The organism is Actinacidiphila glaucinigra, from assembly GCF_035918135.1.
GTDB classification, from domain to species: Bacteria; Actinomycetota; Actinomycetes; order Streptomycetales; family Streptomycetaceae; genus Actinacidiphila; species Actinacidiphila glaucinigra.
Genome location: NZ_CP109144.1, coordinates 7,281,521 through 7,296,489, shown reverse-complemented (window position 1 = coordinate 7,296,489; position 14,969 = coordinate 7,281,521). Strand labels below are relative to the sequence as shown.

General features: G+C 73.3%; 11 protein-coding genes. 3 read left to right on the top strand and 8 right to left on the bottom strand.

Annotated elements, in window-relative coordinates:
• Window positions 1-25 precede the first annotated feature (25 nt).
• Both OIE69_RS32895 and OIE69_RS32890 read right to left on the bottom strand, forming a co-directional pair.
• Entirely contained in the window at window positions 26-2,047 is a 2,022-nt protein-coding gene (locus OIE69_RS32895; protein ID WP_326577903.1) for an NADPH-dependent 2,4-dienoyl-CoA reductase, read from the bottom strand.
• A 95-nt stretch (window positions 2,048-2,142) separates the two neighbouring features.
• Entirely contained in the window at window positions 2,143-2,727 is a 585-nt protein-coding gene (locus tag OIE69_RS32890; protein WP_326577901.1) for a TIGR03086 family metal-binding protein, read from the bottom strand.
• Window positions 2,728-2,801: 74 nt separating this feature from the next.
• Between OIE69_RS32890 and OIE69_RS32885 the strand changes: the two genes are divergently transcribed.
• Complete coding sequence (locus OIE69_RS32885) at window positions 2,802-3,611, top strand: helix-turn-helix domain-containing protein (protein WP_326577899.1); 810 nt, start codon at window positions 2,802-2,804, stop codon at window positions 3,609-3,611.
• A 118-nt stretch (window positions 3,612-3,729) separates the two neighbouring features.
• Here OIE69_RS32885 and OIE69_RS32880 read toward each other — a convergent pair whose 3' ends face one another.
• Both OIE69_RS32880 and OIE69_RS32875 read right to left on the bottom strand, forming a co-directional pair.
• Window positions 3,730-4,185 carry a PH domain-containing protein gene (locus OIE69_RS32880; protein ID WP_326577897.1) on the bottom strand — a complete coding sequence of 152 codons (456 nt, stop codon included), beginning with the start codon at window positions 4,183-4,185 and terminating at the stop codon, window positions 3,730-3,732.
• 84 nt (window positions 4,186-4,269) lie between these two features.
• A complete protein-coding gene (locus OIE69_RS32875; protein ID WP_326577895.1) occupies window positions 4,270-6,192 on the bottom strand; it encodes a glycerophosphodiester phosphodiesterase in 1,923 nt (640 codons plus the stop codon).
• Window positions 6,193-6,435: 243 nt separating this feature from the next.
• Here OIE69_RS32875 and OIE69_RS32870 point away from each other — a divergent pair, with 243 nt between their 5' ends.
• A complete protein-coding gene (locus OIE69_RS32870) occupies window positions 6,436-6,723 on the top strand; it encodes a hypothetical protein (RefSeq protein WP_326577893.1) in 288 nt (95 codons plus the stop codon).
• A 16-nt stretch (window positions 6,724-6,739) separates the two neighbouring features.
• Here OIE69_RS32870 and meaB read toward each other — a convergent pair whose 3' ends face one another.
• The 4 genes from meaB to OIE69_RS32850 all read right to left on the bottom strand — a co-directional run bounded on the left by meaB (window position 6,740) and on the right by OIE69_RS32850 (window position 12,692).
• A complete protein-coding gene (meaB, locus tag OIE69_RS32865; protein ID WP_326577891.1) occupies window positions 6,740-7,723 on the bottom strand; it encodes a methylmalonyl Co-A mutase-associated GTPase MeaB in 984 nt (327 codons plus the stop codon).
• A gap of 4 nt (window positions 7,724-7,727) precedes the next feature.
• On the bottom strand, window positions 7,728-9,929 hold the full coding sequence (gene scpA / locus OIE69_RS32860; RefSeq protein WP_326577889.1) for a methylmalonyl-CoA mutase: 2,202 nt from the start codon (window positions 9,927-9,929) through the stop codon (window positions 7,728-7,730).
• Window positions 9,929-11,824: a methylmalonyl-CoA mutase small subunit gene (gene mutA / locus OIE69_RS32855; protein WP_326577887.1), complete on the bottom strand. Its 1,896-nt coding sequence runs from the start codon at window positions 11,822-11,824 to the stop codon at window positions 9,929-9,931. The genes scpA and mutA overlap by 1 nt, the downstream gene beginning before the upstream one ends.
• A gap of 97 nt (window positions 11,825-11,921) precedes the next feature.
• Complete coding sequence (locus OIE69_RS32850; RefSeq protein WP_326577885.1) at window positions 11,922-12,692, bottom strand: potassium channel family protein; 771 nt, start codon at window positions 12,690-12,692, stop codon at window positions 11,922-11,924.
• Window positions 12,693-12,888: 196 nt separating this feature from the next.
• Between OIE69_RS32850 and OIE69_RS32845 the strand changes: the two genes are divergently transcribed.
• Entirely contained in the window at window positions 12,889-14,946 is a 2,058-nt protein-coding gene (locus OIE69_RS32845) for a phosphocholine-specific phospholipase C (protein WP_326577884.1), read from the top strand.
• The last annotated feature ends 23 nt before the right edge of the window (window positions 14,947-14,969 follow it).

Here is a 14,969-nt window from a genome sequence, read left to right as displayed (position 1 = left end):
TCCGCATCCTACGGACGGGCCGGGCTCACAGCGCCGCGGCCACTTCGGTGCCCTGGCGGATGGCCCGCTTGGCGTCCAGCTCCGCCGCGAAGTCGGCGCCGCCGATGAGGTGCACGGAGTGCCCGGCCGCGCGCAGCGCCTCGTACAGGTCGCGGCGCGGCTCCTGACCGGCGCACAGGACGACGGTGTCGACGGGCACGGTCCGCGGCTCGCCGTTCACGGTGATGTGCAGGCCCTCGTCGTCGATGCGCTCGTAGACGGCGCCCGCGACCATGGTGACGCCGCGGTGCTTGAGTTCGGTGCGGTGGATCCAGCCGGTGGTCTTGCCCAGCCCCGCACCGACCTTGGTGGCCTTGCGCTGCAGCAGGTGCACGGTGCGCGGCGCCTTCGGCCGCTCGGGCGCGCGCAGGCCGCCGGGCCCGCGGTACTCGGTGTCGACACCCCACTGGCGGAAGTACGTCTGCGGGTCCCGGCTCGCGCCCTCGCCGCCGTCCGTGAGGAACTCGGCGACGTCGAAGCCGATGCCGCCCGCGCCGACGACGGCGACGCGCTCGCCGACCGGGGCTCCGTCGCGCAGCACATCGAGGTAGCTCAGCACGCTCGGGTGGTCGGCGCCGGGGATATCAGGCGTGCGCGGGGTGACGCCGGTGGCCAGGACGATCTCGTCGAAGCCCCCGTCCGCCAGGGACTCGGCCGTGACGTGCGTGTCCAGGCGCAGTTCCACCTCCTCCTCGGCGAGGCGGGTGCGGAAGTACCGCAGCGTCTCGTCGAACTCCTCCTTGCCCGGCACCTTGCGGGCGACGTTCAGCTGGCCGCCGATGCGGTCGGCGGCGTCGAAGAGGGTGACGGCGTGGCCCCGTTCGGCCGCGGAGACGGCGCAGGCGAGTCCGGCGGGCCCGGCGCCGACGACGGCGACGCGCTTGCGCAGCCGGGTGGGGAGGAGGACGAGCTCGGTCTCGTGGCAGGCCCGGGGGTTGACCAGGCAGGAGGTGAGCCTGCCGCTGAAGGTGTGGTCCAGGCAAGCCTGGTTGCAGCCGATGCAGGTGTTGATGGCGTCCGCGCGGTCCTCGCGGGCCTTCGCCACGAAGTCGGGGTCGGCGAGCATCGGGCGGGCCATCGACACCATGTCGGCGGCCCCTTCCGCGAGCAACCGCTCGGCCACCTCGGGGGTGTTGATCCGGTTGCTGGTGACCAGCGGCACCGAGACCGCGCCCATCAGCCTCTTCGTCACCCAGGTGTACGCCCCGCGCGGGACGGAGGTGGCGATGGTGGGGATGCGCGCCTCGTGCCAGCCGATGCCCGTGTTGATGATCGTCGCCCCGGCCGCCTCGATCTCCTTGGCGAGGGAGACGACCTCCTCCAGGGTCGAGCCGCCGGGCACCAGGTCCAGCATGGACAGCCGGTAGACGATGATGAAGTCCGGGCCGACCCCTTCGCGGGTGCGGCGGACGATCTCCAGCGGGAGGCGGGTCCGGTTCTCGTAGGAGCCGCCCCAGCGGTCGTCGCGATGGTTGGTGGCGGAGGCGATGAACTCGTTGATCAGGTAGCCCTCGGAGCCCATGATCTCGACGCCGTCGTACCCCGCCTGTCGCGCGAGCGCGGCCGCCCGCACGAAGTCCTCGACGGTCTCCTCGACCTCCTCGCCGGTGAGGGCGTGCGGGACGTAGGGGCTGATCGGCGCCTGCAGCGCGCTCGGGGCGACCAGGTCGGGGTGGTACGCGTACCGGCCGAAGTGCAGGATCTGCATCGCGATGCGGCCGCCGGCGCGGTGCACGGCGTCGGTGACGACGGCGTGCTGCGCCGCCTCGGCCTCGGTGGTCATCCGGGCCCCGCCGGGGTAGGGGCGGCCCCGGTCGTTGGGGGCGATGCCGCCCGTGACGATGAGGCCGACGCCGCCGCGGGCCCGGGCGGCGTAGAACGCGGCCATCCGCTCGAAGCCGCCCTCGGCCTCCTCCAGTCCGATGTGCATCGAGCCCATGAGCACCCGGTTCGGCAGTGTGGTGAAGCCGAGGTCGAGCGGGTTCAGCAGGTGCGGGTAGGGGCTCATCGCGGGGTCTCCTCGGGGGGCGGCGCGCGGTGTCGTCACGACTTTTGTAGACCACCGGGACCCGATTGTGCAACCAGTTGCAAAAGTGTTCCGCGCTACGCCACCGGGCGGCTCCAGCGCGGATCGCGGCCCGTGCCCGCCAGTAGGGCCTCGAAGGCGGAGGCCCCGGCGGGCATGGGCGTCGGCTCGCCGAAGACCCCCATCTTCCGGGCGGTCGGCCCCATCGCGGCCACCAGTTCCTCCAGCGCCCGCAGCCCCTCGGCGTCCGGTGTGTAGGGCAGCCCGGTGGCGCGGGCGAGGTCCCAGGGGTGCACCGTCAGGTCGAGCAGCGCCATGGCGCCGACGGTGCGCGCGGGCAGGTTCATCGACCCGGCCACGCCCTCGTCGGCACCCGGTACCGCCCAGGCGCCCACCAGCAGTTCCGTCTCCTCCTCGAACCGCGCCCGCCAGCCGTCGCCGTACGCGGCGAGACGGTCCGGGGTGACGGAGAAGTCTGCCTCCTCGCGCGCCGCGAGGGCCTGGAAGCCGACGACCACATGGAAGAGGTGGTTGAGCAGGTTCCGTACGTCGTACTCGGCGCAGGGCGTCGGCACGTCCAGGGCCTCGTCTGGCAGTGCGTGCACCAGGGGCAGGGCCCGGTCGCGGGCCGCGGCGAGCAGTTCACCGGTTCTCGTCGTCATGGGTCCGACGCTAGGACCGGCAGGGCCTTCGCGGCTTGAAGAAATGCGACAGGGCGCCCCGTAGGATCGCCGGTATGGCAGGTCCGGACAGCCCGCGCCGCGACACCCGGGGCATCGTCGACGCCCCGGAGCTCTTCGCCCGCGTCCGCTTCCGGCGCCGGGCGCCCGCGCCCGCGCTGCGCCCGTACCTGGAGCACTACTGGCTGATCGACTGGGACCTCACCGAGCCGTACGCCTCGCACGTCGTGCCGCACCCCTCGGTCAACATCGTCTTCCAGCGCCACGGCACCGCCCCGGGTTTCGGCGAGGTCTCGGGCATCGGGCTCGAGCTGTTCACGCAGAAACTTGAGGCCACCGGACGCGTCTGCGGCATCCAGTTCCGGCCCGGCGGCTTCCGGCCCTTCGCGCCCGCGGTGCCGGTGTCGCACTGGACGGGCCGGCGCGTCCTGCTCGACGACGCGCTGCCCGGCCACGAGGCCGTGCCGGGCGCGGTACTCGGCCCTCGGGACGAGGACGCCCGTGTCGCCGCCCTCGACGCGTTCCTGCTGTCGCTCGCGCCCGCGTCCGACCCGCAGGCGGCCCTCGCGGCGGCCCTGGCCGACCGTATCCGGCACGACCGCTCCATCCTGCGCGTCGAGGACTTCGCCCGCGCCGAGGGCATGTCGGCCCGCTCCCTGCAGCGGCTGTTCGCGGCGTACATCGGCGTCAGCCCGAAGTGGGTCATCCTCCGCTATCGCATCCACGAGGCCCTGGAGCGCGCGGAGTCCGAGGCGTCCGTCGACTGGTCCGCCCTCGCCGCGGAACTCGGCTACAGCGACCAGGCCCATCTGGTCCGGGACTTCACCGCGACCGTCGGCGTGCCGCCGACCGCGTACGCGAGCTGACCCCGGCGCGGGCCGTCACCACCGGCGCGCCGAAGCCCACGGCGCAGCAGTCACCGGCCCGGGCCTCATGACAGCCGGAGCGTGGCCGCGCCGCGGCCTCCCGCCGGGGCCCGCCCGGTCAGTCCCCGGTCCCGGGGCCCGTTTCCGGAACAGCCCGCAACTCGGCGAAACGCCGGACCTGCGACGTGCCCGAGGCCGGCTCGCTGAGCGCGTACGCCGTGGTCTTGAAACCGTTCCCGTCATGGAACTCCGCACCCCAGGCACCGAGCCGCACCGAAGCCACCTCGTCCAGTCGCAGACGATGGGTGCCCCACGGGTTGACAGCCACGATCCCGTCCGGGCCGACCTCGAGCCGCACCCTGTGAATCGACCACCAGAAGAACGACCGAACGCCGACGGCGAGTCCCGAGCCCAACCCGGCCGACCGGGCCGTCGCCACCTCCGGAGAGGCGACCCACCCGGCCCAGCCGACGAGCGCCTTCACGCCCAGGACCGCCGGGAGCAGGAAGCCCGCCGCGCGAGCAGCCACGCCCACCCGCCACACCACCCAGGGGGCTCCACTCCGGTCACTCATGCCCCATGGTGGGCCACGCACCGCGCCCCCTGAAAGTGCCGTCGCGGCGGCACCGTCAGGGAGGCGAGCATCAAGGCACGGCGGTCAGGACGCGCCCGCCAGGGACTTCGCGTCGGCGGCGATCAGGGCGGCCCGTCCGGCGTCGAGGCCCTTGCCCGACTGCACCCGCGCCCAGGTGGCGAGGGTGGAGTACTGCTTCTGGCCGAGCAGGGTGGCCATGGTGCCGATCGAGGCGTCCTTGGCGCCCGACGTGAGGATGAGGTGCGCCAGGCCGGTCGCGTCGGCCCGGACGGTGAAGACCGACGTGGCGACCTCGGTGCCGCCCGGCCCCGACGCCTCGGCGCGCAGGGTGTGCTCCCCGGTGGCGAGCCCGGTCAGGTCCAGCGGGACGCCCGCGGTGACGGGACGGCCGTCGAGGGTGAGCGCAACCTTCTCCGCGTCCTGGGTCTGCACCGCCGGGACGGGCGCCTGGGCCCGGCCGAGGGCCGCGCCGGGCGCCGGGGAGGTGACGGTCACCACGGGCTTCGCGGGGGCCTGCCGGTTCTGCAGGAAGGCACGGTTCCAGCCGGTCAGCTCCGCCGGGCGGTTGGTGATGACGCCGTCGACGCCCAGGGCCTCCAGTGCCTTCCAGCGGTCGGCGCCGTCCACGGTCCACACCATCACGGCAACGCCGGCCCGGTGCAGGTCGGCGACGACCGAGGGCTTCTTCGCGAGGGCACCGTCCTCGGGGTTGTACGCCGCCAGGTGCAGTTCCCCGGCGAGCGCCACCGGGTCCGCGTCCAGGGTGCTGCGCAGCAGCCCCAGCGGTATCTCCGGGGCGAGTTCGCGGGTGTAGCGCAGGGCGTCGACCTCGAAGCTCTGCACGAAGACCCGGCCGGTCATGCCGTGCGACCGGACGGTGTCGACGATGGTCGCCACCTCGCTCCTGGTGTGCTGCCCCTTGATCTCCAGCAGGAGGTTGCCGCCGCGCGTGCGCAGGTCGTCGAGCTGTGCGGCGAGGGTGGGGACGCGCGCGCCGGCGTAGTGCGGGGCGAACCAGGACCCGGCGTCGAGCGCGCCGATCTGCTGGGCCGTGAGCGAGCGGATGGCGCCGGTCCCGTCGGTGGTGCGGTCGACGGTGGAGTCGTGGAGGACGTAGGGGATGCCGTCCTTGTTGGGCTGGACGTCGTTCTCGACGAAGTCGGTGCCGCCCCCGCGGGCGATCTCCTGGGCGACCAGGGTGTTCTCCGGCGCGACGGACGAGGCGCCGCGGTGGGCGATCACGGTGAGCGGGGCCCCGTCGGGGCGGATCCAGCTCCGCGGCGGCAGTTCGGTGACCTTGAGGTCGTCGTACGAGACCGAGGCGCCGTTCACCAGGAGGCCCTGGACGCCGCCGGTGGAGCGTGCGACGCGGCTGGTGCGCATGACCTCCTTGCCGTCGAAGTACCAGACGGCGCCGGCCCCGTGGACCTCGGCGGCGATCCTGACGTCCTTGCCGGTGCCCGCGGCGGTGGGCGCGGCGTGGGTGTCGGTGACGTTCCAGGCGTTGGCCGCGGTGCGCTGGGCGAACTCCAGGCCGTTGGACGCGGTGGTGCCGGTGCGCATCGTGGCGATGGACCACGGCACGGAGCCGTCGGCCGCGAGGTCGAGGCCCATGGCCGTCCACCGGGCGGTGTCGGCGGCGGTCTCGAAGCGGGCCGTCACCTCGAGGCGGAAGTCGTCGAGGTGCTCGCCGAAGGTGATGCGGCTCTGCTGGCCCGAGTTGGCCGACGCGCCCCACAGGCGGCCGTCCCTGACCTTCCAGTCGCCCTCGACCGCCCTGAAGCCCTGGGGCAGGGCGGCGGCGGAGAAGTCGGCGGAGACGACGACCCGGCCGGCGTCGGCCGTCTCCGTCGTGGTCGTCGTGGTCGTGGTGGTCGTCGCAGGCGTCGCGGGGTCGGCGGAGGCGGAACCGGCGACGGTCACGGTGGCGGCGACCAGCGCGGACGCGAGCAGCAGGGCCCTCGCGCGGAATGATGTATGCGGCATGCGGGCGAGCCTGACGGTGCACCATCAACAACCCCGTGCCGTTCGAGGAACGGCGAGGAACGAGTACGCCACAACTTGCGGCCGCCGCGGCGCCCCCGACCCCCGCGGTTACCAACTCCTGACCTCCGTACATGCGTCGGAGGCCGCCATGACGGGGCATACCGACATCGAGTGCGCACAAGCGGCCCATCACCCCACACGCACACAGGTCGCGTCGCGTCGCGCGGCAGAGGAGGCCTGCCCATGACCGGTCCCATCACGCCCCGGCTCACCCCGATACCCGTCGACGGCACGACGCCGTGCGGCCGCGTCGCGGCCGACGCGGCGCAGCCGTGCGCCGATCCCGCACGGTGGCACATCCAATGGCTCCCCGGGCACGGCTCGTTCGCGTGCGCGGCACACATGGCGGAGGCGCGGCGGCTGTTCGCGTACGTCGACCGCCACCAGGTCGGCCCGGACTGCAACATGCCCGGGGCGCTGTGGTCGGAGGGCCGGTGCGCCGTGCCCCGGGGCCAGGCGCGGGCGGCCTGACCCGGGGCGGTCCGGCTCAGCCCGAGAACGCGTCGAGAATGCGCGCGGCGGCCAGGGTGGGCGTCAGCGTGCCCTCGCGGACCTGCCGTTCGATCTCCGGGGTCAGCCTGCGCACCTCGGGGTGGCCCCGGAGGCGGCCCAGCAGCTCCTCGCGGACCATGCTCCAGGCCCACTCCGTCTGCTGGTCGCGCCTCTTGGCCGCCAGCCGGCCCGTGGACTCCAGCAGCGTGCGGTGCTGCTCCAGCCGCTCCCACAGGGTGTCGAGGCCGGTGCCCTCGCGGGCGCTGCAGGTGAGCACGGGCGGGGTCCAGGCGGTGTCCACCGGGGTCATCATCCGCAGGGCGCCGGACAGTTCACGCGCGGCGGCGCGGGCGTCGCGCTCGTGCGGGCCGTCGGCCTTGTTGACGGTGATGACGTCTGCGAGCTCCAGAACGCCCTTCTTGATGCCCTGGAGCTGATCGCCGGTCCGGGCCAGCGTCAGCAGCAGGAAGGTGTCGACCATGCCGGCGACCGCGGTCTCGGACTGGCCGACACCCACGGTCTCCACGAGCACCACGTCGTAGCCCGCCGCCTCCACGACGACGATGGACTCCCGGGTCGCCTTGGCCACTCCGCCGAGCGTCCCGGCCGACGGCGAGGGCCGCACGAAGGCCGAGCGGTCCACCGCGAGCCGTTCCATCCGGGTCTTGTCGCCCAGGATGGAGCCGCCGGTCAGCGTGGACGACGGGTCGACGGCGAGCACCGCGACCCGGTGGCCGAGGCCGGTGAGCAGGGTGCCGAAGGCGTCGATGAAGGTGGACTTGCCCACCCCCGGCACCCCGCTGACGCCGATCCTGCGGGCCCTGCCCGCGTGCGGCAGCAGCTCGGTCAGGAGCCGCTGGGCGAGCTCCCGGTGATCGGGCCGCGACGACTCCACCAGGGTGATGGCGCGCGCGATCCAGGCCCGGGAGCCGTCCAGCACGCCTTTGGCGTACGCGTCGAGGTCGATGACGGGAGGCATGGGCTCACAGTTCGTGGCCGAGCGCGGCGGCCAGCCGCGTGACCAGGTCGTACGCCGAGTCGGGGATGACGGTCCCGGGCGGGAAGACCGCGGCCGCGCCCATGCCGAGCAGTTCGGGGACGTCCTGCGGCGGGATGACGCCGCCGACCACGATCATGATGTCCTCCCGGCCCTCGGCCGCCAGTTCCTCGCGCAGGGCGGGCACCAGGGTGAGGTGGCCGGCGGCGAGTGAGGAGACGCCGACGACGTGCACGTCGGCCTCCACCGCCTGCCGGGCGACCTCGGCGGGGGTCTGGAAGAGCGGCCCGACGTCCACCGTGAAGCCCAGGTCGGCGAAGGCGGTGGCGATCACCTTCTGGCCCCGGTCGTGGCCGTCCTGGCCCATCTTGGCGACGAGGATGCGGGGGCGGCGGCCCTCCGCCTCCTCGAAGCGGCCGACCAGCGCGCGGGTGCGGTCCACGGACGGCGACTCCCCTGCCTCGTTCCGGTACACACCGGAGATCGTACGGATCTGCCCGGCGTGCCGGCCGTACACCTTCTCCAGGGCGTCGGAGATCTCGCCCACGGTGGCCTTGGCGCGGGCCGCGTCCACCGCGAGCGCCAGCAGGTTGCCCTCCAGCCCCTGGCCCGCGCCTCGCTCGGCGGCGGCGGTCAGCGCGGTCAGCGCGTCCCTGCAGGCGGCCTCGTCGCGTTCCTCGCGCAGCCGGCGCAGCTTGGCGATCTGCCGGCCGCGCACGGAGGAGTTGTCGACCTTGAGGACCTCGATCTGCTCGTCGCTGTCCACCCGGTACTTGTTGACGCCGATGACGGGCTGGCGGCCGGAGTCGATGCGCGCCTGGGTACGGGCCGCGGCCTCCTCGACGCGCATCTTGGGGATGCCCGCGTCGATCGCCTGGGCCATGCCGCCGGCCTTCTCGACCTCCTGGATGTGCTGCCAGGCGCGCCGCGCCAGGTCGTACGTCAGCTTCTCGACGTAGGCGGAACCGCCCCACGGGTCGATGACGCGGGTGGTGCCGGACTCCTGCTGCAGCAGCAGCTGGGTGTTGCGGGCGATGCGCGCGGAGAAGTCCGTGGGCAGCGCCAGGGCCTCGTCGAGTGCGTTGGTGTGCAGCGACTGGGTGTGGCCCTGGGTGGCGGCCATCGCCTCCACGCAGGTGCGCGTGACGTTGTTGAAGACGTCCTGCGCGGTGAGCGACCAGCCGGAGGTCTGGGAATGGGTGCGCAGGGAGAGCGACTTGTCGTTCCCCGGCTCGAACTGCCGGACCAGCCTGGCCCACAGCAGACGGGCCGCGCGCAGCTTGGCGACCTCCATGAAGAAGTTCATGCCGATCGCCCAGAAGAAGGACAGCCGCGGCGCGAAGGCGTCGACGTCCAGGCCCGCGCCGATCCCGGCGCGCAGGTACTCCACGCCGTCGGCGAGGGTGTAGGCCAGCTCCAGGTCGGCCGTGGCCCCGGCCTCCTGGATGTGGTAGCCGGAGATGGAGATCGAGTTGTAGCGCGGCATCTTCTGCGAGGTGTACGCGAAGATGTCGGAGATGATCCGCATCGAGGGCTTGGGCGGGTAGATGTAGGTGTTGCGGACCATGAACTCCTTGAGGATGTCGTTCTGGATGGTCCCCGCCAGCTTCTCCGGCGGTACGCCCTGCTCCTCCGCCGCCACGATGTAGAGCGCCAGCACCGGCAGCACGGCGCCGTTCATCGTCATCGACACGGTCATCCGGTCCAGCGGGATGCCGTCGAAGAGCTGCCGCATGTCGTAGATGGAGTCGATGGCGACGCCCGCCATGCCGACGTCGCCGGTGACGCGCGGGTGGTCGCTGTCGTAGCCGCGGTGGGTCGGCAGGTCGAAGGCGACCGACAGGCCCTTCTGGCCGGCGGCGAGGTTGCGCCGGTAGAAGGCGTTGGACTCCTCGGCGGTGGAGAAGCCCGCGTACTGCCGGATCGTCCAGGGCTGGTTGACGTACATCGTCGGGTACGGGCCGCGCAGGTACGGCGCGATGCCCGGACGGGTGTCCAGGAAGTCCAGGCCCTCCAGGTCGCGGCCGGTGTAGAGCGGCTTCACGCCGATGCCCTCGGGCGTCTCCCACACCAGGTCCTCGGCCCCGCGGCCGGTGGCCTCCTTCACCGCGGCGCGCCACTGCTCCTCGGTGGCGCCGTCGCCGGCGCCCGGGCCGAGCTCGATCTCCGAGAAGTCGGGGATCCGCATCACGCCACTCCCATCCGGTCGAGAACGGAGGTCAGAACGGCGACCGCGTCGCCGCCCGCGAAGACGAAGCCGTCGACACCGGCCGCCGCGTAGGCGGCCTCGCGCTCGCCGGGGCGGCCGGCCAGGAGCACCCGGCCCGCGCCGGCCTCCTTCAGCGCCACGGCGACATCCGCGGCCTGCTCCTCGTAGAGCGCGTCGCTGGAGCACAGGCACGCGACCTGCGCACCGCTGCGGACGAAGGCCTCGGCCACGGTCGTGGCGTCGACCGTCACCGGGTCGTGGACGGGCTCGACGCCGCCGGCCTGGAAGAGGTTGGCGGCGAAGCCGGCCCGGCCGGTGTGCGCGGCGGCGGGGCCGAGTGCGGCCAGGAAGACCTTCGGGCGGGACCCGGTCGCGGCCAGGTGGGCGTCCGAGCGGGCGCGCAGGCTCTCGTAGGCCTCGTCGCGGCGGACCTTCGGCAGCCCGCCGGAAAGGGCGGCCGGAGCCGGGTCGCGCTCGACGGGCGCCTCGGAGAGCAGCGGGAACTCGCTGACGCCGGTGATGGGCTCGCGGCGCCTGGCCAGTGCCCGTGTGCGCTTCGCCCAGGTCGCGGCCAGGCGGTCCGCGACCAGGCCGGAGGCGAGGGCTGCGGCCTGTCCGCCGGCGCGCTCCAGCTCCTGGAACCAGGCCCAGGCGGCCCCGGCGAGTTCGTCGGTGAGCCGCTCCACGTACCAGGAGCCGCCCGCGGGGTCGACGACCCGGGCCAGGTGGGACTCCTCCACGAGGATGGTGGAGGTGTTGCGGGCGATGCGCCGCGCGAAGGCGTCGGGCAGGCCCAGCGCGTGGTCGAAGGGCAGCACCGTGACGGAGTCCGCGCCGCCGACACCGGCGCCGAGCGTGGCGACGGTGGTGCGCAGCATGTTCACCCACGGGTCGCGGCGGGTCATCATCACCGGCGACGTGACGACGTGCTGGCGCTGCCCCGCCGCGGTCGCGGTCGCGCCGCACACCTCGGCGACACGGGCCCACAGCCGGCGCGCGGCGCGCAGCTTGGCGATCGTCAGGAACTGGTCGGCGGTGGCGGCGTAGCGGAACTCCAGCTGTGCGCAGGCCGCGTCGACCGGCAGTCCGGCCTCGGTGAGCGCCCGCAGGTAGGCCACGCCGGTGGCGAGGGACGCGCCGAGCTCCTCGGCGGCCGAGCCGCCCGCCTCGTGGTACGGCAGGGCGTCCACGGTCAGCGCGCGCAGTCCCGGATACCCCTCGTGGGCGCGGCGGGCGAGTCCCACGGCGGCGGCGGTGTGCTCGGCGAGGGCGTCCGCCCCACCGGTGCGGGCGGCGTGGCCGAGGGGGTCGGCGCCGAGGTTGCCGCGCGCGGCCCGGCGGGGCACGCCACGCTCTTCGTACAGCGCGAGCAGCGCCTGCCCGGCCGCCTCGAATTCTGCGCCGGCGTCGAGCACGACGGGGGCGAGGTCGAGGTAGACGCCGTCCAGGACCGTGCCGAGCGCGGACACCGGGAGCCCGGCGTCGCCCAGCACGAGCCAGAGGGAGGTGACGCCGTTCTCGAGATCGGCGAGCACGGCCTCGTTCGTGCGGGCCGCGTCGGGCCGCGCGTGGCGCTGGCGTACGTCCCAGCCGCCGAGGACGCCGCCCGCCGGGGCACCGCCCCGGGTGTAGGGCGCGAAGCCGGGGAGGCCGACGCCGACGCCGAAGGCGTCGGGCGCGTCGGGCGCGGTGTACAGCGGGCGCGTGGTGAGCCCGTCTTCGAGGCTGGTGGACAGCGCGTCCTCCGCCGCCTGACCCGAGACGTCCTTGCCCGCTTTGCGCAGGACGCCCTCTACGAGGCGCCGCCACTGCTCGTGGGTCGCATCCGGGAATTCGGCGGCCAGGGAAAGCCCGTCGTCAGGCAGGACCGTCATGCTCAGAGGTTAGTGCCCGTTAGCAGGTGAGCAGCAGGGGGCACACCTGTGACCTTGCCCATTCCGGTGTGCCCTTGATCCGTTCGGACGCGATGCTCTAATCGACGCCGCCGTTCGAGGCCCGTCCGGACGCCCCGGCGCGGGCGCCGGTCGTGGCCTCCGTGAGGTCGGCGACCTGTCGGCGCAGCTCACGGACCTCCCGCAGCAGCTCCTCGGTGACCTCCTGGACACGCCGGTTCTCCTCCTCGTCCTCCTGGAAGCGCGCCAGGAACCAGGCGGCGATGTTGGCGGTGACCACACCGAGCAGGGCGATACCCGAGAGCATCAGCCCGACGGCGATGAGCCGGCCGACGCCCGTGGTGGGGGCGTGGTCCCCGTAGCCCACGGTCGTCATCGTGGTGAAGGACCACCACAAGGCGTCGCCGATGGTGCGGATGTTGCCGTGCGGGGAGTCGCGCTCGGCCTCGAGGACGGCGACCGACCCGAACGCCAGCAGCCCGAGCACGGCACCGACGACATATGTCGTCAGGCGTACCTGAGCCGCCGTCCGCACCCGCTGGCCGACCAGGAAGATCGCGGACACCAGCCGCAGCAGCCGCAGCGGCTGGAGCAGTGGGAGGACGACCACCGCCAGGCTGAGCGGCTGCCGCCTGACGAACTCCCAGCGCCGCTCGCTCAGGCCCAGGCGGACCGCGTAGTCGGCGGCGAACAGGGCCCAGACCGTGCGCTCCGTCCAGTGCGCGGTGGCGATGAGCGCGGGGTCCGTCGCGGGCACCAGGATCGGCAGGGCGTACGCGGCACCGAACACCACGGCCAGGGCGAGCAGCGGCGCCCTGGTCTGCTGCTCCCAGCGTTCGAGACGGTTCATGGGCTCAGTGTGCACGCTCTCCCCGTATCCCCCGGCGGCACGGCAGGCCACGTCACGGGGCCGCCGACCGTGGCCCGGTTGGGGCAGGTTTCCCGAACGGTTCGCGTACTGGCCCCCACTTGTTCGGACAAGTTGAGGAAGCTGACGGCTCCCCACATCCGACTGCCCATCACAACTCCCGGGAGACAGACCCTTCATGAACGCCCTCGACCGCAGAAGGTTCATGCAACTGGCGGGCGGCACGGCCGCCCTGACCGCGCTGTCCACCAGCATCGCCCGCGCCGCGGAGATACCCGCGCACCGGAGTACCGGCTCCATCAAGGACGTCGAGCACATCGTGGTCCTGATGCAGGAGAACCGCTCCTTCGACCACTACCTCGGCACCCTGCGCGGTGTCAGGGGGTTCGGGGACCCGCACCCCGTGACACTGCCGAGCGGCAAACCGGTCTGGCACCAGTCGGACGGCACGAGGGAGGTGCTGCCCTTCCACCCCGACGCCGACGACCTCGGCCTCGCCTTCCTGGAGGACCTGCCGCACGGGTGGAAGGACACCCAGGCCGCCTTCGACAAGGGCCGGTACGACCAGTGGATCCCGGCCAAGTCCGCCACGACGATGGCCTACCTGACCCGCGAGGACATCCCGTTCCACCACGCGCTCGCCGACGCCTTCACGGTCTGCGACGCCTACCACTGCTCCTTCATGGGCTCCACCGACCCGAACCGCTACTACCTGTGGACGGGCCACACCGGCAACGACGGCAAGGGCGGCGGCCCGGTCCTCGGCAACGACGAGAAGGGCTACTCCTGGACGACCTATCCCGAGCGGCTGGAGAAGGCCGGGGTCTCCTGGAAGATCTACCAGGACGTCGGCGACGGCCTGGACGCCGCCGGCGGCTGGGGCTGGATCGACGACGCCTACCGCGGCAACTACGGCGACAACTCGCTGCTGTACTTCGACCAGTACCGCAACGCCGAGCCCGGCGACCCGCTGTACGACAAGGCCCGCACCGGCACCGACGCCCGCAAGGGCGAGGGCTTCTTCGACATCCTGCGCGCCGACGTCAAGGCCGGGAGGCTGCCGAAGGTCTCCTGGGTCGTCGCCCCCGAGGCCTTCACCGAGCACCCGAACTGGCCCGCCAACTACGGCGCCTGGTACATCTCGCAGGTCCTCGACGCGCTCACCTCCGACCCCGAGGTGTGGAGCAGGACCGCGCTGTTCATCACCTACGACGAGAACGACGGGTTCTTCGACCACGTCGTACCGCCGTTCCCGGCCGGCTCGCCCGCGCAGGGCGCGTCCACCGTCGACGTCGGCCTCGACGTCTACGCCGGCGACAGCGGGCGCCCGGCGGGTCCGTACGGCCTGGGCCAGCGCGTCCCGATGTTCGTCGTCTCGCCCTGGAGCAGGGGCGGATACGTCTGCTCGCAGACCTTCGACCACACCTCCGTCATCCGGTTCATGGAGCGCCGGTTCGGCGTGACCGAGCCCAACATCTCCCCCTGGCGCCGCGCCGTCTGCGGCGATCTGACGACGGCCTTCGACTTCCGGCACAAGGACAGCCGGCCCCCGCGGCTGCCCGGCACCGACGGCTACCTCCCGCCGGACGGCGACCGCCACCCCGACTACTCGCCGGTCCCTCCCGCGAAGGGCTCACTGCCCCGTCAGGAGCGCGGTCTGCGCCCGGCGCGGCCCGTCCCGTACGACCTCGCGGCGGACGGCGGAATCAGCGCCGCGGGCGCGCTGCGGATCGAGTTCGCGTCCCACGGCGAGGCCGGAGCCGGCTTCCTGGTCACCTCCACGACGGACGCCTCCGGTCCGTGGACGTACACCGTCGGGTCGGGGCACTCGCTCACCGGGACCTGGGACGTCCCGGCGGGCGCCCACGGCGAGTACGACGTGACCGTGCACGGCCCCAACGGCTTCCTGCGCCGGTTCGCCGGCCGGGCCGCGGTGGCGGGTGCCGAGGTGAGCGCGCGCCACGACGGCAGGAGCGGCGCCGTGCGCCTGGTCCTGACCAACCACGGCCACTCGACGGTCACGCTCACCGTCCGGGACGGCTACGGCGAGCACAAGGCGGCCTCCCACCGGCTTCGCCCGGGCGCCCACGTGGTCCACGTCGCCGGGACCGAGCACACCCACGGCTGGTACGACCTGACCGTCACCGCCGGCCACGACGGCGGCTTCGAGCGCCGTCTCGCCGGTCACGTCGAGACGGGCCGGGACAGCACCAGCGACCCGGCGATCGGCGGCTGACGGGCACCGCGCCCGGCGCGCGC